Source organism: Vibrio sp. DNB22_10_4, assembly GCF_052879755.1.
On sequence record NZ_JBNNXW010000001.1, the window covers coordinates 204,912 to 227,373 of the forward strand.

General features: G+C 45.9%; 18 protein-coding genes. 8 read left to right on the forward strand and 10 right to left on the reverse strand.

What is annotated here, in order from left to right; translation table 11 throughout:
- Nucleotides 1–53 precede the first annotated feature (53 nt).
- Both ACVA6Q_RS00775 and ACVA6Q_RS00780 read right to left on the reverse strand, forming a co-directional pair.
- A complete protein-coding gene (locus ACVA6Q_RS00775) occupies nt 54–1,595 on the reverse strand; it encodes a PTS transporter subunit EIIC (RefSeq protein WP_446646126.1) in 1,542 nt (513 codons plus the stop codon).
- A gap of 17 nt (nt 1,596–1,612) precedes the next feature.
- Entirely contained in the window at nt 1,613–2,941 is a 1,329-nt protein-coding gene (locus ACVA6Q_RS00780; protein ID WP_446646127.1) for a 6-phospho-alpha-glucosidase, read from the reverse strand.
- A gap of 208 nt (nt 2,942–3,149) precedes the next feature.
- Here ACVA6Q_RS00780 and ACVA6Q_RS00785 point away from each other — a divergent pair, with 208 nt between their 5' ends.
- The 3 genes from ACVA6Q_RS00785 (at nt 3,150) to yegD (ending at nt 6,368) form a co-directional block, all read left to right on the forward strand.
- Nucleotides 3,150–3,875, forward strand: a complete 726-nt coding sequence (locus ACVA6Q_RS00785; RefSeq protein WP_446646128.1) for a GntR family transcriptional regulator — start codon at nt 3,150–3,152, stop codon at nt 3,873–3,875.
- A 161-nt stretch (nt 3,876–4,036) separates the two neighbouring features.
- Nucleotides 4,037–4,837 (forward strand): acyl-CoA thioesterase, encoded by an 801-nt coding sequence (locus ACVA6Q_RS00790; RefSeq protein WP_446646129.1) that lies wholly within the window; start codon nt 4,037–4,039, stop codon nt 4,835–4,837.
- 178 nt (nt 4,838–5,015) lie between these two features.
- A complete protein-coding gene (gene yegD, locus ACVA6Q_RS00795) occupies nt 5,016–6,368 on the forward strand; it encodes a molecular chaperone (RefSeq protein ID WP_446646130.1) in 1,353 nt (450 codons plus the stop codon).
- Nucleotides 6,369–6,433: 65 nt separating this feature from the next.
- On the opposite strand, the gene ACVA6Q_RS00800 is transcribed toward yegD, so the two are convergent.
- A complete protein-coding gene (locus ACVA6Q_RS00800) occupies nt 6,434–8,452 on the reverse strand; it encodes an alkyl/aryl-sulfatase (protein WP_446646131.1) in 2,019 nt (672 codons plus the stop codon).
- A gap of 107 nt (nt 8,453–8,559) precedes the next feature.
- Here ACVA6Q_RS00800 and ACVA6Q_RS00805 point away from each other — a divergent pair, with 107 nt between their 5' ends.
- The gene (locus ACVA6Q_RS00805; RefSeq protein WP_446646132.1) at nt 8,560–9,459 is read left to right on the forward strand and encodes a LysR family transcriptional regulator; all 900 of its coding nucleotides are present in this window, start codon (nt 8,560–8,562) and stop codon (nt 9,457–9,459) included.
- 20 nt (nt 9,460–9,479) lie between these two features.
- Here the strand turns inward: ACVA6Q_RS00805 and ACVA6Q_RS00810 are convergent, their stop codons facing one another.
- The 4 genes from ACVA6Q_RS00810 to ACVA6Q_RS00825 form a co-directional block, all read right to left on the reverse strand.
- Nucleotides 9,480–10,820 carry an MATE family efflux transporter gene (locus ACVA6Q_RS00810; RefSeq protein WP_429760399.1) on the reverse strand — a complete coding sequence of 447 codons (1,341 nt, stop codon included), beginning with the start codon at nt 10,818–10,820 and terminating at the stop codon, nt 9,480–9,482.
- A 99-nt stretch (nt 10,821–10,919) separates the two neighbouring features.
- Nucleotides 10,920–11,756: a helix-turn-helix domain-containing protein gene (locus tag ACVA6Q_RS00815; protein ID WP_418642691.1), complete on the reverse strand. Its 837-nt coding sequence runs from the start codon at nt 11,754–11,756 to the stop codon at nt 10,920–10,922.
- 190 nt (nt 11,757–11,946) lie between these two features.
- Nucleotides 11,947–12,651, reverse strand: a complete 705-nt coding sequence (locus ACVA6Q_RS00820) for a DUF445 domain-containing protein (RefSeq protein ID WP_418642692.1) — start codon at nt 12,649–12,651, stop codon at nt 11,947–11,949.
- A gap of 98 nt (nt 12,652–12,749) precedes the next feature.
- Nucleotides 12,750–15,509 (reverse strand): ATP-binding protein, encoded by a 2,760-nt coding sequence (locus ACVA6Q_RS00825; RefSeq protein WP_446646133.1) that lies wholly within the window; start codon nt 15,507–15,509, stop codon nt 12,750–12,752.
- Nucleotides 15,510–15,602: 93 nt separating this feature from the next.
- Between ACVA6Q_RS00825 and ACVA6Q_RS00830 the strand changes: the two genes are divergently transcribed.
- From ACVA6Q_RS00830 to ACVA6Q_RS00845, 4 genes are all read left to right on the forward strand, one after another.
- A complete protein-coding gene (locus ACVA6Q_RS00830; protein ID WP_446646134.1) occupies nt 15,603–16,091 on the forward strand; it encodes a hypothetical protein in 489 nt (162 codons plus the stop codon).
- Nucleotides 16,092–16,093: 2 nt separating this feature from the next.
- On the forward strand, nt 16,094–17,206 hold the full coding sequence (locus ACVA6Q_RS00835) for a porin (protein WP_446647150.1): 1,113 nt from the start codon (nt 16,094–16,096) through the stop codon (nt 17,204–17,206).
- A 116-nt stretch (nt 17,207–17,322) separates the two neighbouring features.
- Nucleotides 17,323–17,754: a hypothetical protein gene (locus ACVA6Q_RS00840; protein ID WP_418643022.1), complete on the forward strand. Its 432-nt coding sequence runs from the start codon at nt 17,323–17,325 to the stop codon at nt 17,752–17,754.
- Nucleotides 17,755–17,756: 2 nt separating this feature from the next.
- Entirely contained in the window at nt 17,757–18,857 is a 1,101-nt protein-coding gene (locus ACVA6Q_RS00845; protein ID WP_446646135.1) for a porin, read from the forward strand.
- 63 nt (nt 18,858–18,920) lie between these two features.
- On the opposite strand, the gene ACVA6Q_RS00850 is transcribed toward ACVA6Q_RS00845, so the two are convergent.
- The 3 genes from ACVA6Q_RS00850 to ACVA6Q_RS00860 all read right to left on the reverse strand — a co-directional run bounded on the left by ACVA6Q_RS00850 (nt 18,921) and on the right by ACVA6Q_RS00860 (nt 22,344).
- Entirely contained in the window at nt 18,921–19,844 is a 924-nt protein-coding gene (locus ACVA6Q_RS00850) for a DUF368 domain-containing protein (RefSeq protein WP_353500014.1), read from the reverse strand.
- A gap of 208 nt (nt 19,845–20,052) precedes the next feature.
- Nucleotides 20,053–21,384: a pyridoxal phosphate-dependent decarboxylase family protein gene (locus ACVA6Q_RS00855; RefSeq protein ID WP_446646136.1), complete on the reverse strand. Its 1,332-nt coding sequence runs from the start codon at nt 21,382–21,384 to the stop codon at nt 20,053–20,055.
- A 9-nt stretch (nt 21,385–21,393) separates the two neighbouring features.
- Nucleotides 21,394–22,344, reverse strand: coding sequence for an arginase family protein (locus ACVA6Q_RS00860; RefSeq protein WP_446646137.1), 951 nt, complete (start codon nt 22,342–22,344; stop codon nt 21,394–21,396).
- Between the last annotated feature and the right edge of the window lie 118 nt (nt 22,345–22,462).

The window sequence follows — 22,462 nt, forward strand, 5'->3', positions numbered from 1 at the left end:
AAAAATTTAAATTTTATAAGGGAGGAAGATATCCTCCCTGAAATTTGAATGGTCTAGGCTTCTAAACCTAATGCGTCACACATTTTCTCTTTATAGGTTTCTACGTGCATGCCAATGATAATTTGTACATTATTGCCATTAACAACGACGCCAGTTTGTTTACCTTTCTCTATCTCTAACTTATTAATTAAGTCTGGGTTTTTAACTTGAATACGTAATCGAGTAAAACAGTTACCAACGGTTTCGATATTTTCTTGGCCGCCTAAGCCAGCAATAAAGTGTTTTACGTCTGAATTGTCACTGACGGCACTTTTAATTACGTCCTCATTAGATACTTCTTGGTCTTGGAATATGTCGATATTTCTCTTTTTAATGATCCATACTGTTGGTAAATACCATAGTGGCATCATCAAAATACCGATTAATATAGTGAAGTGAGCCTTAGTTAAACTTAACGGCATTGCAATATTGGTAATAATGAGGTCAATAATACCGTTTGGCATATAAGTGCTAACGCCAAGCATGTAGGTAATACTGTCTGCAATACCGCCAACAAGTCCGTAGATAAACCAGATTGATGGTGCAATGAAGATGTATAGGAAGTGCAATGGCTCAAGAATGCCCGTACCTACCGCTACCGCTAAGCTCGGAATAATGATGCTCTTAGCGTAGGCTTTCTTCTCTTTGGACGCAGTGCGGATAAACGCAGCCGCGATAGCTAGAGAACCAAACACTTTAGTCAGACCGAAGCTCACATACTTAATCGATGGATCTAGCTCAGTGAGCTCATTCATATGCGACATCTCAGCAAGGAAGATGGTTTGCGCACCATGAATCACTTCGCCGCCAACCTCTGCAGTACCGCCTAAAGGCGTGTAGAAGAAGGACATCCATAGCGGGTGATGCAGACCTGTAGGAATTAGCCAGAAGTTCCATGCGGTGTAGTTAAAGATGCCGAACACACCTGATGTCTCAATCAACGATGCTAAGTTGTTGATCATGTTGTTCATCGGCGGCCAGAAGTAACATGCAGAGATAGCAAGTACAGCAGTAATTGGAATCATTAGAATAAATACAAAGCGAGAGCCTTCATAGATTCTAAAATAAGCACCAAAGGTCAAGCCTTGGTATTTATTATGTAACCAACCGACTAGGATACCCATTAGCATGCCAAGAATAACGCCCATGTCGACAACTTGGAAACCGAGTACCATCGCTTGACCAGTACCGTATAATCCCGCAATGCCTTCTTCTGCTAACATATTGTTATTAGTCAGATAAGTATTGTTAGCAACCAAAAAGAACAGGAATGATATAAGCGCCGTTATAGCAGCATCGACCTTTTTCTTTTGTGCGAGTGCTGCAGCCAATCCCATACAAAATATAATAGGGAGATTACCAAGCATCCCAAACATCATTGACATAATCATGTCGCCGATTGAAATAATGAAGCTAGGCATAAACTCCATTCTCATAATTGCCGCAACAGCCATTGCTGTACCCATTACGGCAATAAAAAGAATAACCTGTATCGCTGCTCTGGAGAACTTTTGCGTCGCCTCCTTGGCATTGTGTCGTAGGGCAGAGGTATTCATTTTATTATCCTTGTAAACTATTTATTAAACTGAGGTAAATAACTTCTGTTTTCTTCAAGAATTTCTTCAACGATCGCTTTTGCCTTGGGTACATTGACCACAGTGCGGTTTAGAGTGAGGGCGTTGATGAGTTTTTGCTTGCTACCTTCATACCAAGCATCAACCACGAGCTTTTCATAGCCGAGTTGGCTTTCAATCATGGCTTTTTGGAATGTTGGTATCTTACCGACGCTTAGAGCTTTGGGCCCACTACTTGTTAGCAAGCTTGGGACTTCAACCATCGCGTCTTCTTGAATATTTGAGATAGCTCCGTTATTTGGAACAATGACTAGGTAGGTTTCGCACAAATTGTAAGCAAGTGATGCTGCGACTCGAACCATGTAACGACCATGAATATCAGCGTGTAGCTCTTCCTGAGCAGTACTCTTAGCGGAAATGACGCGCTGGCAAAGGTCAAAGACACGTTTTTCTCGCCCATTAATGACTTGGCGTGCACGCGTATTGTTGATGTCCTCTTTCCCGGCCATTTTCTCAGGGTACAGGTAGTACTGTAGGTAGGTGTTTGGCAAGTACTCTGGGTTATCACTAAGCATTGTTTGCATGTTCTTAAACGTTGCTTGCCATGATGGGTCATTAACGATTTCAGAATCTACCGCTTTGATACCCTCATTAAGAATCACACCCTTAATACGGTCAGTAAGATCTTCACCCTGTCGGTTTTTGATGCCGGTAAACCAGCCGTAATGGTTGAGTCCGAAGTACTCAGGAACCAGATCCCAGATCTCGCAGCCAAGGATTTGCGCATAGCTGACCATAATAGCCGCAGGCATATCACAGATATTGAGGATCTTTTTATCAGTCGGGAACTCGCGATTGAGCGCCTCTGCAACGATCGCTGCTGGGTTGGTGTAGTTTAGGATCCATGCGTCTGGACACTGTTTTCGGATATCGTTGATGATTTCAATCATGTCACCGATTGAGCGAAGACCATAAGCCATACCACCTGGACCACAGGTCTCTTGGCCAACACAACCGTGCGCAATAGGGATTTGCTCATCACGCTCACGCATTTGCAAGCCGCCGCTACGGATTTGGATGAAGAAAAAGTCGCTATCTTTGAATGCTTCTTCTTTGTTTGTGGTGTAGTGAAACTCTTCTACTTCTGGGTAACGTTCTTTTAATAGGATCTTTGTCGCTTCGGCATTAAGTGCTTGGCGTTCTGCGTCAGTATCATAAAAAGTGATCTTTTTTAGTGGAAATGTCTCTTTTTCAGCGATCAAACTCATGATCATACCGATAGTGTATGTGCTGCCAGCGCCCACGATAGTAAGGTTTTGTTTCTTCATTTCTGAACCTATTGGATGTCGATTAAGTGCGTTAAATGTATTCTTTGGTTGAGTACATTTAAAGTACATTTGAGTTTGTAAGTTCAAAAAATAACTCTAGATCACATAAATGTATGCTTTTCTAGACTGGTAAAGGCTATAAGTACTCTTTATTGAATTAAAAGTACTATTAATGTATCCTTTTGAAAAAATTCAACGAGGCGACATCATGAGTAAACACCTCTACATTAGAGTTTCGGAAGTACTAGAACAAAGAATTGCCGACAAGACGTATCCTCGAGATTCTTTATTACCTACCGAACAAGAACTGCAACAAGAGTTTGGCGTAAGCCGAGCGACCATTAGAAATGCGATGAAGATGCTGGTTGAAAAAGATCTTGTGCATCGAGTGCGTGGCGATGGTACTTACATCAAATCAGCTAAGACGCAACATGATGCGTTAAGTCACTCTGGCTTTACGGAAGAAGTTGAGCAGCAGGGCGGTAAAGCGTCAACCCGAATCATCTCATTTCAGCTTCAAGAGGCTGACGAATATGTGGCGCAAAAACTTGATGTCGTGACAGGCGATCAAGTTTACTTCATTAAGCGCGTTCGAATGATTAATGACGTGCCGGAGGTGTTGGAGCACAGCTATATGCCGTTTGCGTTGTTCCCAGACTTGTCAGTAGAAACGATTCAAAACTCAAAGTACCAATATGTTGAGCATAAACTCGGCCACAAAATCAAACACAGTCGAGAAAAAGTCTACGCAGAAGGCATATCTGCAGAGGATGCAAAGCCTCTAAAGCTGAAAAGCGGTACGCCTACACTTTGCGTTGAAGCGATTGGCGTACTTGAAGACGGCACTATCTTTGATTTTGCGATCAACCGATTTAGCTTAAAACAATACTCGTTTGAATATACGTCTCCTCGCAGTACCGTGATTCAGCAGTAAAACAACTTGGATTATTTGCCTGTTAGGGAAATGTTTAGATTGATGTTGAAATGTTATTGCTGGATGTGTGTGAAATGTAACAAAATCAGGTGACACCCCTTGCAGCAACCCATCCGACCAGTTATTGTTGAGTAACAAGGTGTTAACATAAGGTGGTAGGGATGCACTTCGACGAATTAATCGCAACAGCCAAGCTGTGTGCGAAAACCGGTGAACATATGTCGATCCCGGCGTCATGGGGACAGGGGCGAACCGTTTTTGGTGGGTTATCCGCTTCATTGCTGTATACCGTGATGCAGTCTCACTTGACTGGCGAGCGTGTGTTGCGCTCGCTTAACACCAATTTTGTTGGCCCGCTTTTGGTGGATGTGCCGTTCACTTTTGAAGTTGAGGTTCTTAGGGAAGGCAAAAGCGTTTCTCAGCTCAGTGCGCGTTTGGTGCAAAATGGTCAAGTGGCGGTGTTCCAACAGGGCTGTTTTGGTGCCGATCGTGAGTCCAAAATTGTAGTGAACAACAACGATAACCACATCATGCCAGTACCCGATGACCTACCAAGATTTCCATCGATTGAGCAAGGTGCGCCGAACTACACGTCACACATTGACCTAGCACTTGCCCGTGGTCACCTGCCTTTTACTGCAAGTAAAGACTCACATACCTGGGGTTGGATGCGATTTAAGGTCTCTCCAGAGTCGATTTCTGACGCGCATTTAATCTGTCTGGTTGATGCCTGGCCTCCCGGCGTATTGCAGATGATGGGCACTCCTGCACCAGCCAGCACGATGATGTGGAATTTAGAGTTTATTCATCCTCACCGCTCAGTGCAGCCTGAAGATTGGTTTGCATATCAATCACACACAAGGCAAGCCGCTGAAGGCTATGCTCACGCCCAAGCCAATATTTGGAATAATCGCGGCGATCTTGTTGCGGTTAGCCGTCAGAGTATCGCCATCTTTGACTAGGTACTTTGATTAAGAGCGCTTTACAGTGTAAACAAAGCGAATGGGGCTCCGACGACAGGTCGTAGCCCCATTTTTGCGTTTGACCTGTCTATTGGTGCAGGGTTTACGGTTTGGCGCTTGAAGTTCATTGTCAGGCTGCTATTCTTTGCGACCTTTTTCACGTGTTGAGGTAATTCTTATGGCTATCGGTTTTGATTACGGAACCGCAAACTGCTCCGTAGCGCATTTAAACAATGGCAGCGTTGAGCAAATCCCGCTGGTTGGGGATAACTGCTACATTGCATCAACCCTCTGTGCACCAACAGCAGAAACCGTATCGGAGTACCTATTTCGCTGTTTAGACATTCGTCCATCTAATGACATTGGTGAGGCCGTATTGCGCCGTGCCGTCAAGATGAACCGTGAAGAAGGGATTGAAGTGATCCCAAGCGATGTGCTGTTTGGTGAGCAAGCTCTGAATCTTTATTTAGAAGACCCGAAAGATGTCTATTACATTAAGTCGCCAAAATCCTTCTTAGGTGCGATGGGGCTGCGCGATATGCAGTTGTCGTTCTTTGAAGACCTAGTTTGCGCCATGATGAGTAACGTCAAACGTAAAGCGGAAGCAAACCTAGAGCGCACAATTGAGCAAACCGTGATTGGTCGTCCGGTGAACTTTCTAGGCCGAGGTGGCGATGCATCTAACCTACAAGCAGAGGGAATTCTGCTTCGAGCGGCAAATCGCGCTGGCTTTAAAGATGTCGAGTTTCAATATGAGCCAGTCGCCGCCGGGCTCGAGTTCGAATCGACTTTGACTGAAAACAAAAACGTATTAGTGGTCGATATTGGTGGTGGTACAACCGACTGCTCTTATATTCAGATGGGGCCATCGTGGGTTGGAAAAGACGATAGACAGCAATCGCTGATTGGCCACACAGGCCAACTTGTCGGCGGTAATGATTTGGACATCTACATTGCATTTCGCCGATTTATGCATGCCTTTGGTATGGGCACAAAACGTCTTTCTGGCCTAGATATCCCAGTGACTCAATTCTGGAATCCTATTGCAATTAACGACGTACAAGCGCAAAGAAAGTTCTATGCTCACGACAACTTGAAAGAGCTACGGTTGTTGGCAAAAGAGGCGTTGGAGCCTGAAAAAGTGAATCGCTTAATCGCTTTGCACCAAGAAACCTTGGGCTATGCGGTGATTCGTGAGGCGGAAAAAGCCAAGATTGCGCTCGAAGAAAATGCCGAGTACAAAGCGATGCTCGATCTCTACAGCGAGCACGTAGGTATTGAAATCAACCAATCAGATATGGCGGCCGCGATTGATAATCCGACCAAGAAAATTCAAGCACTAGTTAAAGAAGCGGCGCAACAGGCGGGCACGTTACCGGATGTGATTTATATGACGGGAGGCTCGGCACGCTCTTCAGTGCTTCGCAAAGCGGTGCAAGATGTACTGCCAAACATTCCAGTCGTCTCGGGCAACTACTTTGGCTCTGTTACAGCAGGATTGGCACGATGGGCCGATGTATGTTTTAGATAGAAAGATCACAGTGTAGTTAGACAAAACCCAGAGCATTGCTCTGGGTTTTTCATTTGTATTTCGCCTTACTTATTAGGCATAGGCAAGATTTCAAACATGCCATCAAACTCATCAAGTGAAGCCGCGAGTTTGCCAATGAGCTCGGCATTACCTTTAATGCCTGCTTGACCCGATTTTAGTAGCTCATCGAGCGACGCCTGCCCCAGTGCCACTCGGGTAAGATCCGATTTGTGGATGATTAGTTCTACATTGGTTTCTGGTAGCGTATCGACTTCGATGTTGCTCATGTTGGCATTCGACACTTCACCGTAGTAGCGCTCTTCCACATCTGGATGATACAAACCAAAGGTAAAGTCTAAACCTGCTTGCTCGGCTTTTTCTGCATTGAGCCTAACAGCAATGAAGTCTAAGAACATTCCCGTCGGTGTATTGGCAATCACGTCTGCGGAGGCCAACTTGATAGAAGGTTGGATCTCGCCAGTTCGAAGCTCAACCGCACCTTGTAGGTAAGAGTTTCGCCAAGCCATAGTTTCAGATTGATAGCCTTGCTGCTCGAAGCTGTCTGCAAGCGCATAGCGGTACGTCACATTGTTTGGGTCACATTGCACCAAGTCGTTAAACAGTTGAGAGGCCTCTTGATATTCCCCTTGTTTAAAGTGCTTCATACCCGCGTTGTATAGAACATCTGCCCCTGCTGCTTGCACATACACACATGATTTGTCTTGTGTTTGCAGTGGGTTGGTGTTCACTGGGTTCATGTCATGATATCCCAGATATAGGTTTACTACGGCACGAGCGTTATGGCTGTAAGAGCCGTGATAACCGTTAGTGTGCCAAGTTTGCTTTTGAGACTCAGGAACTAGATTTTCTATTTCGCGCCCTACATCGTGGATCGTCACACCGTGGTTTGCTAGACGCATCGCTTGGTTGTGAATAAACCCGTAGTTGTCACGTTGCAGTGTCATGTAATCGGCAATTTCATTTTGCGGCGTATTCGCATCATTCCAAACTGGCGCGGAGTGCGCAGCGTGGATGTTGTCGACAAGACCCGTATCAACGTAACGCATCTTTAGCTCTGTCAGGTATTTAGTCCACACAAGCGCGTCACGAACTTTTGCGCCGCGGAAGGTGTAGATATTGTGCATACCGTCGTAAGTCAGCTCAGCGGTGTTTAGAGAGCGATATTGAGGCACATACAGCACGATCTCAGCAGGTGCTTCCGCGCCAGGCATATTGATAGCGTGGAAATCGAGACCATCGATAGTGATCACTTTCTCGCGTTCTTGGATTTCAGTGGTAGGCGCCACCAGCGTGACTTCGCCACGTGATGTACCCAGGCCAAGTGCGTTGTCGACAATGCCTTTCTCATCGTTATCCAGCGTTGTACCGTACTGATAGTTGGCGCGACGTCCCATCGCGGTACCTGCTATCACGTTCTCGTCAGCAAGTTCCTTGATGAAGTCTTTTGGTGCATAGATTTGCGCACCTTCGCTGAAGTCACCAGATTCATAGATACCACGAGAGCCACCAAAGTGATCCGCGTGCATGTGAGAGTAAATCATGCCCGTGATCTTATGCTCACCGTTGATTTTTGGTAGATGCTGCTTGGCAAAATCCCAAGAGGCCGCTGCCGCTTCCTTCGATAGCAAAGGATCGTGAATCACATAGCCATTGTCTGTGCGGTAGATGGTCATGTTAGAGAGATCTGCGCCTCGGATTTGGTACACACCATCGGTCACTTCATAAAGACCACCAGCAGCATAGTTGAGCATACCTTGACGCCAGATTGATGGATTGACTGTCGGTGGGATCTCATCGACAGAAAGCTCCGCCATGAACTCAAATCGATTTTTTAGCTCACCTGCAGCATGAGTACCAAATTCCGCGATAAGGCCACGCGTAGTGCGGTCAAATGCTGTTGTGTCTTGCCACGGTAGTGTAGACGCAAGCGCCTGGTTGGCCTCCAACGTATGGGGGCTCGCGGGTTTACCTTGGTAGTCCTCAAGGCCCGCGTAGTCTGCGTTAGCGGTGAATGACGCCATAACAGCGATAGCGATAGTTGAAGGAGTAAGCGCTCGAAGCATAGAAAACCTCATCACAGTATTAACAGGAAACAAGGTCACTATATCGGCTTGACTCATAACCAAACATGCATATAAATTTAGTTAAAACATAACTATTGGCTATATATATGAAACTGTCTGATTTTGATCTCAATCTAATGCGCGTGTTTTTAACTGTGTATCGCTTTCAATCCATTACCGTAGCGGCAGAAGTACTCGACCTTACCCAGCCTGGTGTTAGCGGTGCTCTTAAGCGGCTGCAGAACCAGTTAGGCCAACAACTGTTTGTTCGAGATGGGAGAGGAATTGCCCCAACGCATTTGGCGCATGAGATGGCTCGTCAAATAGAGCCTGCATTGGAGGCGATCGAGAATACGTTGAACGATGCCCAAGAGTTTTCTGTTGAAGGAAAGCGTCGTTTCGTGGTGTACACCACGGAACCTGTGATGCTTAATCTAGTTCCGAAAATCGAAGCCGATAAAAGTTTAGGGAACTGTGAAATTGTGCTGTCTCCGACAACCGTTACCGAAGCGCAACTACGTGAAAAGCTCAATCTAAGGCAGGCCGATTTAGCGATTGAGTTTTCTGAGTCCTCGACATCAAGCTATTTTACTCAGCCGTTCTTCTCAGACCAGATTTGTGTGATAGCCAGCAAGCAGCATCCTCGAATTCAGGGGGCGATCAGTGCTGTGGAGTATTACCAAGAAAAACACATCACACTAAAACTGCGCCGCGAAGAGATTTTTCTGGTGGACTATTTTACCAAGGAACATATTCAGCCGCGCAAAGTCGCCGCAGAATGTGAGTCGCTTCTCGCTCTAATGGCGTTAGTCGGGAGCAGCGAAAGCATTGGTATGACAAGCTTTAATATGGCTAAGCAGTTTTCCGAGCAGTTTGGATTGCAGATCTTGCCGGTTCCATTTAGCTCATTGCCGGTAAGCTATGTTCTGATGGGGCATAAGAGAGAGCAGAATAGCAAAGCCAATTTATGGCTACGTGAAAAATTGCTCTCTTACGTTCAAGGTTGATAGTAAGAGAGCTGCACTCGTTATGCTTCAGACAGGTTCATCTGTTGCCTTTTAAGGAAGGCAAACAGTAAGACTAAACTGATTAGTGCTGTAGCGGCCTCGGCAAACAGGATACTTGCCCAAATACCATTGGCAGGAAACAGACCTGGCAGAATAACCACCCCTAGCGCGACAAACACAAAACCGCGTGCCAGCGAAATAATGGTGGCTTGATTCGGTTTGGCAATGGCTTGAAATAGATTGGCAACGACCAGGTTAAGACCCATAAGCGGCGTGGCATAAAAGAAAAACAGCAGAGCTGTGGCGGAAAGCTCTAGTAATTCACTCTCTGCACCCAAATAGAACTGTGCCACGTCTTGCGCTGTGAACCAGATAATCGACAGGAATAACAGTCCACTGCCAATGGAAGTGACCAGTCCAAGCTTGAGTGTGCTGTATACGCGCTCGGTTTTGCTGGCACCGTAGTTAAAGCTGATGATTGGCTGACAAGCTTGGTTGATACCAACGATGACAAACAGCGCAAACACACCGACGTTAGCTGTTAAGCCGTAAGCGATGATATGACTCTCGCCAAACTGGCTAAGTAGCACATAGTTAAATAGCAAAATGGTCAGTGCAGAGGTGATCTCGATAAAGAATGTCGGAACGCCGATTTTCAAGATTTGACCGACTTTATCTAGCCCTAAACCTTCCAAGCTCAAGCGTAGCTGTCCTTTTTGCTGCCAAAAATGCGTCAGTAGAACAATTGCAATGACACCTTGTGAAATAGCCGTCGCGTAGGCGGCACCTTTCATGCCCCAACCAAACTCAAGTACAAAGAAGTAATCAAGAACTAGGTTTGTTACTGCGCCCAGTGACATGGCATACATGGCCAGTTTCGGGTTGGTATCGTTGCGCACAAAGCAAGACATGACCCAAGCCAACGCGTAGAGCACGAAGAACTTAAGCATAACGTCTAAATAATCGTGCGCGAGCTGCGCCATGTAGCCGCTGGCACCCATGAGCGCAATGATCTCATCTAGCCAAATCAACGCAGACACGACAGTAATCGTGGTAATAATTGCCGTTGCTAGCATCGATTGGCTAAACAAGGTTTGACCGATTTTGAGGTTGCCCTTGCCAAATTCAATCGACATCAGCGCTGCGCCACCAATACCAATCATCATGGCGATAGCAGAAAAAAGAGAGTACGCCGGAATTGTGAGAGCGATGGCACCCAGACCTTCAGCACCAACGCCTTTGCCCACAAACCAAGCGTCACCCATGATGAAGATGGATTTGATGACCATGCCCGATAATGCAGGCAACAAATACTGAATAAACGATTTCTGAATCGGATCAGACTTTAGATTTATGCTCATGGATAACCAAAATACGTTGAAAGTAATACAAACACTATTACTGGTATTATCGTTACCAAAACTGGGCTAAGAAAGGGATATACTGACCTTTATCTGGTACTATTTTGACGTCCGTTTTCGAAATTCTGCCGGAGACTCACCCATTAGACCTCGATAAAAGCGTCCAAAATAAGAAGGATCATCAAAGCCTAAGTCCAAAGCGATGGTTTTTACCGTTTTAGTGGAAAATAGTAGGTCTCGGTTCGCTTCTAATAGGATTCGGTCATGCAAAAGGCGGGTAATGGTCTTACCGACATGCTTCTTGGTTAACTCGTTGAGGCGTTTGCTGGTAATGGATAGTTCGTCGGCATAAAACTGAACGTGGCGTTGTGAGCGATAGTGGCTTTCAATCAGCCCAAGTACCTTGGTAATACGAGCATCTTTTACCACCTGTGTGTCTTCGGTGTCGATGGAAAATCTTAGCAAGTAGCGCAAAAAACTGGTAAGCAGTGACTCAATCAGATCCCAATCGGTTTGTGGTTGGTGGAATTCATCCAGTAGCAGGCTAAAGAGAGGCTCGAAATAGGCGAGTCCTTCATCAGAGGTATCAAAGTAGGGCTGTTGGTCATCGTGAGAGCGAAAGACGGCATTGAACATACGCTGGTGGCGCGGACGGTTCTCAAGAAAATCGGTTGAGAAAATCATCATACGATAATTGTCAGTGAGCTCGGCTGTCTCGTGAACTTGTCCCGGTGCGATGGTGAAAAAGCGCCCTTTTTTACTCGGATACTCGACAAAATCGATGCCCTGTTTGCCTACATCATCTAAGCACCAAATGATTTCAAAGTAGTCATGTCGATGAGCACCAATAATCCCGCCTTCGTCATCGAAGGCACTGTCGATGATCTGACAGGGGTTTCCCTTAGGGAGGGTGATGACGTTTATCTTATTGCTCATGTTGATTGACCAAGTGCACTAGTTTCTCAATTATGGCAGTCATGATATGTGAATGCTATGGCTATGTATTTATTCAAACAACGTGAATGGTAATCTATTACGTCGTCGTTGATAGGTTATCGAAAATAAAAAAATTCGAGCCATTTCTAGCTCGAATTTTTTTATTTTCGATAACTGATTTGAAGCTGCGTTACATCATCAACGAAGAAATAACCCCTATCACACCACCAAATACGCCGCCCCAGACGACAAGCCAGCCTAGATGCTCTTTAATCATCTTCTGAACGATTTCTTTTACTAGCTTTGGTGTTAGCTCGCTAAGGCGTTGGTCGATAATGGCTTCTACATTGCCTTTTACTTCATCAAGCATAGCTGGGGATTCAAGTTGCTCAATCAGCGCCTGTTTGACCGAGTCACTTTGGCTAATATCGATGACAGCTTGCTGCATTTTCTCGACAAAGGGCTCTTTCATTGGCTGAAGCGCTTCTGAGCCGCCAAGCATGGCGAGCATGCCGCCAAACTGTGAGTTTTCTATCACTTCAACTAGAGAATCAAAGGCTGGGTTAAAGTCGACTTTTTCTAATACTGGTTCAAGGTTGATGTTGATGCCCGAACCCATTTCTTTGTTAAGAAAGCGGTCAATATTTTCGCTAGTGAAGAACTGCTCCATCATTAGGTTCTTGATGGCCAGTTTGAAATCTTCAAAGCGAGCGGGAATGACGCCAGAGCCATAGAGGCCTGGTACCTTCTCAAACAGCATGTGAATAGCAAGCCAGTTGGTAACAGCACCGGAGAACGCGAAAAGACCCGCGTATAGCAGCAGGCTATTATCCAGTTGATAACCCGCGCCAAGTAGCGCAAGTGCGATGACATTAGTAATGAAGCTCTTGTTCATGATTTGATCTTGATAGAAAACGTTGCGCTGATTTTAGAGAAAAAGTCAGCGCATAAAAAGCCTCTTCTTGAATCGATGTGGTTGATAAGGCTCGGGTGCTACTCGGGCTGCTCTCGAATGGTTTTTATTTTCTCCAGCAGTACAGACTTGTTGAAGGGTTTAGAGACGTAATCGTCCATCCCGCTATCGGTACAGCGTTGTATGTCGTCATCGAGCACGCTAGCCGTGAGTGCGATAATTGGTGTTCGTGCCTTATTATACTGCTCTTCATACAGTCGAAACTCTTCTGACGCGGTAAAACCGTCCTTCACTGGCATCATGCAATCCATCAGCACCACGTGATAGTAATTGCTGTCGTCGCACAGGAAGTTCAAGGCTTCTTGTCCGTTGTTGGCAATGTCTACGTGATAGCCGGACTTTTTGAGTAGTAACGAGGCCACCTTCTGGTTTACCAGATTATCTTCTACCAGCAAGATGGATTGGTTATCGGGACTTTTTGCCATCTCTTGCAGTGTCGGTTGTGTCGGCTTGACCCTGATATGTTCTGCTGGGTTACCGTTTCCGACTACCTCGAGTTTTGGCTCCCTCGTTTTGCCCAGTGCTTGGTGTTGTTTTGGCGCGTTAGAGAGTGCATCAATTAATCGAGCGCCGAGTAGCGGATAGGTGACAAGTCCGGCAATAAGCCCTTGGTAGTCACCTGCTGCCGTATTTTGTGGTTGAACAAGAACAATAGGGGTTGAAGGCCAAGTGACGCCGAGCTTCATCAACTCAGTACGCGCACTTTGGTTGTTACTTATGCAGTAGATGATAATGCTGTTATTGGTAGTGTCTGCGATTTCAGCGATATGGGCATGTGTTACTTGGTGCTGTAAACCAAAGTGGCTTAACTCATCGGTTACCGATTGAGCAAACCCTTGTTGGTTGGTGATGACAATAAACTGTGTTTGATTTAACAAGGGTGAGGCCTGTGCTTTTTCTTGCGCAATACCTGACTCTATGGTGAAGTAGAAGCGACTTCCTTTGCCCTTTTCTGAATCTATCTCTATTCGCCCCCCCATAAGTTCAACCAATTGGGAGGAAATCGCCAATCCTAGACCGGTTCCTCCGAACTGACGGGTAACTGAGCTGTCTTCTTGAGTAAAGGGCTTAAAGATTGAATCTTGTTTTTCTTTATCGATACCAATTCCTGTGTCTTCGATAGCCATCGTTAGCGCACATCGTTCCCCACCAAGATGCTCAACATCGATACTAATACCCACATGACCCTCGCTAGTAAATTTGACGGCATTGGACATGAGGTTCATTAAGATCTGACGCAGGCGGTGATCATCGATAATGAGCATATGGGGCATGCCACGCGTGAAGCGAACTTGAAGATCGAGATCTTTTTCTTTGGCTTTCGACATCACGATGGCGATCGTGTCATAGGCGATCTCACGTAAGTTTGAGCTATGCAGCGAGATGAGCAGGTTACCAGACTCGATCTTAGAAATGTCTAAGATATCGTTGATCAAGATCAGCAGCGTCTGTGATGAGGTTTCTATGGTGTTGAGGTAGTCGCGTTGCACGGGATCGAGTTGGGAATCTGACAAGATCCCTGACATGCCGATAATGCCATTTAGCGGGGTGCGTATTTCGTGGGACATGTTGGCTAAGAAAGAGCTTTTTGCGACATTGGCGCGCTCGGCTTCATCTTTTGCGGCTACCATACGTCGTTCATTCTCACGTCGCTCTTCTATCAAGCGATTCATTTGCCCGCCAAAATGGCTAAACTCGTCGTGCCCTTCGGTAGAAGCCAGTACAGTATCACCTTCATGTTTCTCGATTTTCTCAAATGTCTCTAGGGTATTGTTCAGGAAAAAGATGATACGACGAGCGATGTTAAAGCTGAGAATGAGCAACACTAGCATCACAGACACGGTGATCCCAATGGTGAGCCATAACCGAGTTTCAAGGGCACTGATCCCCATGCTCATATCATTAGAAAGCTGCTTATTGATTTGCTCGGTTGCTTGCTGGATTAATTCTAAGCGACGGTCTAGAGCTTGAACACCGGCAACAATTTCCGCAAGTTTTGGCTTTGCACCTTCGTCACTTAACACGCGATCGCGAAATTGAATACTTTCGATAAACGACTCATCAGAAAAGGTTTTGAGCAGCAGACTGACTTGTGAGGCATCAGCGTTGATATTTAAGAATCGGTCGATGAGATATTGTTGTCTTTCGAATAGCGTACCCAATGCTTCGTGGCTTTCTTCATGATGTTCGTCATTCGTTCCGTGTCCTTCATAGATATCTATATGAATTAGCCAGTTTTCTTCGGTTGCCCAAAAACGTATCCACTCTAGGGTAAATAATGCACTTAAATGAGACTCAATTGAGCGAGAGCCTGTGTCAACTTTAACGCTTTCAAGCTTGGCAATAAGAATAGAGACCAGTTCTTCGACCCATGAGCTCCACTCTTCGAGCTCTTCAATATCCCCTACGAATTCTATTTCTGCTTGTGCCTCTCGCAGTTCATTAAGTGTATTTTGGACGGTATCTATATCGGTTAGGTAATAGGCTTTATCTAGAACAAGTTGTAATTTGTCGAGACACTCATTTAATTTAGGGAATATGACATTTTTGTTACTGTTAAATGTTCTTTGAAGTTTTTCTAACCGAGCTTGGTGCAAAATGGCACTGTACTTTTCCAGATAGCTAAGTGCCTGTGATTGATGGGAAAGTACCGACATTTGTTGCAGGTTTTTCTGTGTTCTGAACGCTTCCCAAGCGGAAAAGACCAAAATCACAATTAAGGGCAAAACAGCCATTAAAAGGATTCGAGTTTTGATCGACATCTTGTTTAACGCATTCATATCCCGGATTCCTAGCGAATATTCTTGAACATAACTGTTCGTACACTAATCTATCCTAAGTCTAGGAAAGGAATTCGCTAGAGTGTAATAATAATGATTAAAAAACGTCATTCGCTAAAATGCACAAACCTTGGAAATATCATGGGCTTGCTAGTGGTAGCCTTAATGATATTCGCAGCCTCTTTTTACACGCCCAAAGTGAGCGCGTCAGACTCTTACGCCATCTTTTCAATGAACTCAAGCTTCAGCGAGCTTAGCCGAAGTAAAGCGCGCATGCTTTACCGAGGTAAAACCAAGTCACTGCAAGGCAAACGGGTTGAGTTATCGGACTGGCCTGAAAGCTCATCTGAACGTGCAGATTTCTATCAATCGCTACTAGGAAAAGATGTGGCGCAGATGAACGCTTACTGGGCAAGCCTCTCATTCTCCGGTAAAGCCCGCCCTCCGAAAGAAATCGATGCCGCTAATATTGATGCCATGGTTGAATGGGTAAGCCAGAAACCTGAGCGTATTGGCTATGCACCTCTTGGCGCGCTGCCAGATGGTGTCAATGTGTTATACGTGGTCGAGGGGGGCAAGTAATGATGAAGAAACTGTCTCACACGTTCATTCTAGCCTCACTTTGCGCACCGGCTCACGCTGTCATTGAACTCACCGATACGCTTTCATTTAGTGGCTTTGGCTCTACGTCATGGGCTCGCTCTGATAACGATACTCCACTATTTATCAATCGCTTCATCAAAGATGAGAATTGCTTTGATTGTGACACCACCTTTGGTTTGCAGCTGGACTATTACAACAACGGGTTTAAAGCATCGGTTCAAGGCGTCAAACGACCACAGGATAATTGGAGCAACCCTTCCCTTGAGTGGGCGTTCGTTGGTTATGAAGTGGGGGATTTTGATATCCGAGCTGGCCGCCAGCGTCTTCCGCTGTATTTAGCATCTGAATACTTCTATGTAGGGCAAGCCTACACTCTTGCGAGGCTGCCTACTGAAGTGTATGGCGCCTTTCTCGGCATTACCGGCTATAACGGCTTCGCTGTTACTTGGAATCATTACTTAACGGATGAACTCCAGCTCTCCTTAACGCCTTATGTGGGTTTTAATGACAACAACAAGGTCGAGTTTAGCCCAACCTTTGCGTTAGATTTTGAAACCGATCGTCTTTACGGATTGAACGCCAAGCTGATTGGTGATTTTTATCGCTGGAACTTTTCGGTGATGGATGGCGAGTTTGATGTGACCTCTTCGGGTACGGGGTTTGTATCCATACCATTTCCTCCTTTCGAGTCTACATTTCCGATAGAGGGTACCGATCGGAACACCGTTAAAATATATTCTATCGGTACTGAATATGAGTTCGGTGCTCTCAAAACAACCTTTGAGTTCCAAAAGACAGAATCGCGGCGTATGGATTGGTATGGCTTGGCTAGCTATCGAATGGCGCCATTTACTCCTTACATAGCATACGGACAGCTGTATCAAGATGGAGAGCGCTCAAATATGACGTCGACTCTGGGCGTTAGATACGATTTGTTGAGTAATGTGTCAATTAACGCCGAATATCAGTATGTCCAAGTACTCAACGATGGCACAGGTCCATTCGCTCCAGAAAGAACGATTACTATTCCGTCTACACCATTACCTGATAACAGCGCCAGCGTGTACACGTTAATGGTTAACTTTGTGTTCTAACGTCATTTAGGTTGTAAGAAAGCGCAGCCCTATTTGAGAAATAGTCAACTTACGAGGTGATGATGCGGTTAGTCAGTTCTTCTCCAAAAGCTCGGCCAATTAGAATACTGGTCACCATGACCATGCTCTTTGTTGGTCTTGCACTTGTCCCACCGGATAGTCGTGCTTTTGCTGCGACTGACTACGCCGTTTTTACTTTCAATCAAGATTTTGATGAACTTAGCCGCAGTAAGGCAAGGATGCTGTATCGAGGCAAGGCCAAATCACTGCAAGGCAAACGAGTGGAACTCTCTGACTGGCCAGAGGCCTCTAGCGAACGCTCTGAGTTCTATCAATCCTTACTTGGCAAAGATGTGGCACAAATGAATGCCTATTGGGCAAGCCTATCTTTCTCTGGTAAAGCAAGACCGCCAAAAGAAATCGGCAATGCTAACGTCATCACGCTGGTGGCATGGCTGACTGAAAAGCCGAATCGAATTGGTTATGCGCCGCTGGATGCGGTACCGAGTGAAGCGAAAGTACTCTATGTGGTGAGTGAGGATAAATAATAATGAAAAAACAACTTCTTACAATGAGCTTAGCAGCGGTATCAATACCAGCATTCTCCGCGGTGGATATTACCGAAAACTTTTCTATTAGTGGGTTTGGTTCCACTTCTTGGGCACGCTCTGACAACGATATGCCAGTGATGATCAATCGTAATGTCAGTGATGAAAACTGCTTTGATTGTGATACTACGTTTGGCGTGCAGTTAGATTATTTTTACGAGGCTTTCAAAGCGTCGGTACAGGTTGTTAAACGCCCTCAAGATCACTGGAGCGAACCTCAGTTGGAGTGGGCCTATTTAGGTTACTCTATTGGTGATTTTGAGTTTAGAGGGGGACGCCTTCGGTTGCCTCTGTTTTTGGCGTCTGAGTATTACTATGTCGGTCACGCTTACACAATGGCCAGACCAAATGAAGAGGTATACAACAGCATACTCGGTATCACCGCGTTTAATGGCGCTAGTGTGACTTGGAACTATGGTATTAATGATGAGTTGCAACTGGCTCTCACGCCGTTTGTTGGGTTTAAAGACAATAATGAAGTTGATTTTAATCCTTCCGTGACGTTGGAGTTTGAAACTAAAAATATGTGGGGGGCAAATCTACAGCTTATCGGTGATAGTTTTAGAGTGAACTTTGCTTATCTAGATTCCAATTTTGACCAGATAATAAAGCTCCACCAGGTTCCAGCGCCATGGAATGAGCAAAGGCAGCCGGATCAAAATATAAAGCTCTATTCACTCGGTGGTGAGTATGACTTTGGTCAGTTGAAGTTAACGGCTGAAGGGCAGAAAAATGACTTAGGCTCGTCTTGGTATGGCAGTGCTGCTTATCGAGTGCAGAAATTTACGCCTTACATAGCTTACGGTCAGACTTATCGTGAGGCTTCTGATGACAACGCTTATGATGGAAAGACAGGCGATAGTTGGACTCTCGGCCTGAGGTACGATGTTTTATACAACGTATCGATTAATGCAGAATGGCAGCGATTTGAGAGTTTTGGGTTGGATAATAACGGTCGACCGATCAGTGGACCATTTATCGACTCACCAGGCTCGGACACCGACGCGAACATGTACACCATCATGGTTAACTTTGTGTTCTAACTTACGTTCCAATACGATCAAAAAAGGCTCACTAAGTGAGCCTTTTCTTTCTAGCCGGTGGGATTATTTCTCACCTTTCTCCGCAACCTTTTCAAGCGCTAGTACTAGGCCAATACCCACTAACATTAGAACAACGGCAGTTGCCAGTTGCGAAGGTTGACCTGTCACAGATTCAAAGTTGAATGGTGATAGGTTTTCTTGGATTAGTGGTACTTGCTCACCTTTTGAGTTGGTACGCCATGAAATGGTTTCTTTCCAAGGCCAAAGCTTAGGTAAGGTGCCAAGCATTAGACCCGTAAGGAACACTAGAGCGAAATCACGGAAACGCTTCAGTAACCAAGACAGCACGTGTGAGAACGATAGTAGACCAATCAAACAGCCCATCGCAAAGATCACCATAACGTCTAGTTGAAGACCTTTAACCGCACCTAATACAGGTGTGTACATGCCAAGCAATAGAAGAATAAAGCTGCCCGAGATACCAGGTAGAATCATCGCACAAATCGCGATACAGCCCGCGAAGAAGATGTTTAGGCTGGTTGGATCCATTTGCAGCGGTTTAAGAACCGTGATGCTGTAGGCAAAGACCGCGCCGAGTAGCAAGAACACGAAGCGAGACAGCGTCTTTTGCTCGACCTGTTTAATCATGTGGTAGACCGAGACCAAGATAAGGCCGAAGAAGAATGACCATACTGGAACAGGGTGGGTTTCTAGAGCCCAAGAGATGAACTTCGCCAATGACAGGATTGACGTTAGGATGCCGCCAAATAGAGCGATAAGGAAAAAGCCATTGATATGGTCAAATGCCGCTTTAAAGCCATCACGTTTCCAGATGCCCAGTATACTTGGGTTTACGCGGCGAATACTCTCAAGTAGCGTATCGTAAATACCAGTAATAAAGGCGATCGTACCTCCCGATACCCCAGGTACAACGTCCGCTGCACCCATCGCCATTCCTTTTAAGAATGTAGTCAGATAGTTCTTCATGGTTTCTTCTTGGTTTAAAAAGTTGATGCAGAGTATATATGCATGCAGGTAGAAGTGCACTAGTCATTCGTGAGTGTGTTCGCAAGGGCTTTCAGCTCATACTAATAGCTAGTAAGGTGTCACTACGGCCTGTGTCAATTTAAACCGTTATGGAATCATTTGAGGCAAAGGCAGCTCACTGCACTTGAGCTACCTTTAACTTTAGGGGCTACTTAGAGAGCTTTTTAGGTAGTATCTCCAGCACTTGTCTCACCCACTTAGGTGTGTAGCTTTGCCCATGGCCTCCTGAATACGAAAGGGAGCCTTGCTGTTCCCCCTCCCCAGATCTCACCTCTTCGACCACATCATAAAAGTCGATAAGCATACGTTCGACTTGTTCATCCGAAATTGGATCAATAGCCAGATGAATCGCTGGTGGCTGAGCGTTGCCTAGCAAACTCCAACCTCGCTGAGACATACCAGCAACGACTTTAGTGATGTCCAAGGTAGGAGAGTCAATAATGAGCAGTGACAAATCCGTGTTGGCGGTGCGAAGATCATTTGACTGCGCTAAGCCATCAATCATCATTTGCTTAATGGTCATAATGCGTTTCGCATTTTCGACATAGCCATCTTCACCTAGGTAGTTCATCACTGCCCACGCACCCGCGGTTGAGGCGAAGGTACGGCTACCCCCCAATGACTGGGTAAAGTACGCACCACAAGGCCAGTCATCAACGACGGTATAGTGATGAAACTGCTCATCTCCCCCGCGATACATCACTGTCGACATTGGCTTAGGAGCGTAGCCATATTTGTGCATATCAGCAGAAATAGAGCGCACGCCCGGTACGGTAAAGTCCCAGTTCGGAAGCTCGTAGCCTGCTTTCTTAACGAAGGGGGCGAGGTAGCCACCCACACAGGCATCGACGTGAAGCCACAGACCTTTTTCTGTTGCCAGATCAGATAACGCTTCAATACGATCGTAAACACCGAATGGCCAGCATGGCGCAGAGCCAATAAGACCGATGGTGTTTTCGTTGATGGCGGCTTTGGTCGCTTCGATATCCACGCGGTTATCTGCGGCAACTGGCGTCCGAACAATCTTGATACCGAAGTACTTGCCACCACGCGAGAATGCCGAATGCGCCGAATAGGGCATGACTAACTCAGGCTCTTTGATGTGCGGCATGGTTTCGCGTGCCCAATCTCGCATTGCTTTCATCGCGCAGTAAATGGACTCAGAACCACCGGTGGTGAAGTTGGCGCGCATGTCGTCGCTACCATGGAAGATTTCGCGGATCATCTCGATGAGCTCGTCTTCAATTTGACCTGCCGGCTTGTTCATGAATGTGAATAGTGCGTTGAACGAGAAGAATTTGAGCGCCGCTTGTTCTACGATGTCCTGGATATCTTCACTGCCTTTTAGTGAGTACATACCAAAGCGGCCGCCTTCGACGGGTACCATTTCTTGCTTCAGCTCATCAAGCTTATTGAGAACGTCCTCTTTGCCGTATCCAGTTTTAGGAAAATAGGATTGGTTGTGTTTCATGATTGGCATAGTGGTGACCTACTTATTCAAAAAATGGCTGCGATAGCCCATCATCAGAGCGGTGAGTTTGGATGCGGTGAGGGCGGTAATGTGATTGACGTCATTGGCAGGACAAAGCTCGACAATATCAAAACCACAAATATTGCCTTCTGCGGCCTTATTGAGTTCGAACAGGAGATCTTTTTGCTGTTTGAACGTCATACCGCCAGATTCTGGGTGCGTCGTGCCCGGAACGTAAACCGCGTCCATACCATCGATATCGAGTGAGACATAGGTTGATACACTGGCATCAATCACTTCTTGCATGATCGTCTTTGCGCCGAGCGCGTCGACTTCGCTAACGGGTATGATTCGAATCCCCGCCTGCTTCGCTCGCCTAAATTCTGCGGCGGTAGAGTTGCGTGCACCGATAACGGTAATGTTTCGCACAAAAGGGAGCTTACGGATATGTGTGGTTTGAGTACCGTGATTAAACTCAGACTGCAGCGGCATGTCCGCAAAGTCGAGGTGAGCATCAAAGTAGACAAAATCGATTTGGTGCCCGCAGTCTTCAAAACCACGAACCAGCGGGTAAGTGATGGAGTGATCGCCTCCTACAGTGATAGGTACGGCACCTGACTTTAAGATCTCTTTGACGCTATTTGTGATGCGGTTTCTGTTTAACTCTCCCTCTCCTGGGCTAATTACGACATCACCGATATCGCCGATTTTAATGCCTTCAAGTAGGGTTAAATCGGTATCGACGTCGTAGAGCCCGACATCGCCAATATCAAAGAAAATGGTCACAGGGTTATCACGAAGGGCATTAGGCATTTCTGCTTGTCCCGCTTGAATATAAGGGGCGAATGTACCTTCAGCGTAAGGAACGCCAAGCATCGCATAGTCGAGCTTGTGTTCAGCTAGGTTGTGAATGCGCTCCGCGCCCATAAAGGTGCGTGGAGAGGCATAGAAATTGGGTATCTTCTCCATAGAATGGCCTACCTTATTGTTACGTTTTTAGGCCCTAATCGTTGCAGTTTCCGATGTGCAATAATTGACTCTTTTAGAGAAAATTGACATTTTAGACATGTCGAGATTGATTTATGAG

Coding starts and splice junctions, on each gene's coding strand:
- ACVA6Q_RS00800 (WP_446646131.1), bottom strand. CDS start 8,452: ATGCTTCGAGCGCTTACTCCTTCAACTATCGCTATCGCTGTTATGGCG.
- ACVA6Q_RS00820 (WP_418642692.1), bottom strand. CDS start 12,651: ATGAACAAGAGCTTCATTACTAATGTCATCGCACTTGCGCTACTTGGC.
- ACVA6Q_RS00840 (WP_418643022.1), top strand. CDS start 17,323: ATGACCATGCTCTTTGTTGGTCTTGCACTTGTCCCACCGGATAGTCGT.
- ACVA6Q_RS00830 (WP_446646134.1), top strand. CDS start 15,603: ATGATTAAAAAACGTCATTCGCTAAAATGCACAAACCTTGGAAATATC.
- ACVA6Q_RS00810 (WP_429760399.1), bottom strand. CDS start 10,820: ATGAGCATAAATCTAAAGTCTGATCCGATTCAGAAATCGTTTATTCAG.
- ACVA6Q_RS00855 (WP_446646136.1), bottom strand. CDS start 21,384: ATGCCAATCATGAAACACAACCAATCCTATTTTCCTAAAACTGGATAC.
- ACVA6Q_RS00780 (WP_446646127.1), bottom strand. CDS start 2,941: ATGAAGAAACAAAACCTTACTATCGTGGGCGCTGGCAGCACATACACT.
- ACVA6Q_RS00790 (WP_446646129.1), top strand. CDS start 4,037: ATGCACTTCGACGAATTAATCGCAACAGCCAAGCTGTGTGCGAAAACC.
- ACVA6Q_RS00860 (WP_446646137.1), bottom strand. CDS start 22,344: ATGGAGAAGATACCCAATTTCTATGCCTCTCCACGCACCTTTATGGGC.
- ACVA6Q_RS00785 (WP_446646128.1), top strand. CDS start 3,150: ATGAGTAAACACCTCTACATTAGAGTTTCGGAAGTACTAGAACAAAGA.
- ACVA6Q_RS00845 (WP_446646135.1), top strand. CDS start 17,757: ATGAAAAAACAACTTCTTACAATGAGCTTAGCAGCGGTATCAATACCA.
- ACVA6Q_RS00775 (WP_446646126.1), bottom strand. CDS start 1,595: ATGAATACCTCTGCCCTACGACACAATGCCAAGGAGGCGACGCAAAAG.
- ACVA6Q_RS00825 (WP_446646133.1), bottom strand. CDS start 15,509: ATGAATGCGTTAAACAAGATGTCGATCAAAACTCGAATCCTTTTAATG.
- ACVA6Q_RS00850 (WP_353500014.1), bottom strand. CDS start 19,844: ATGAAGAACTATCTGACTACATTCTTAAAAGGAATGGCGATGGGTGCA.
- yegD (WP_446646130.1), top strand. CDS start 5,016: ATGGCTATCGGTTTTGATTACGGAACCGCAAACTGCTCCGTAGCGCAT.
- ACVA6Q_RS00815 (WP_418642691.1), bottom strand. CDS start 11,756: ATGAGCAATAAGATAAACGTCATCACCCTCCCTAAGGGAAACCCCTGT.
- ACVA6Q_RS00805 (WP_446646132.1), top strand. CDS start 8,560: ATGAAACTGTCTGATTTTGATCTCAATCTAATGCGCGTGTTTTTAACT.
- ACVA6Q_RS00835 (WP_446647150.1), top strand. CDS start 16,094: ATGAAGAAACTGTCTCACACGTTCATTCTAGCCTCACTTTGCGCACCG.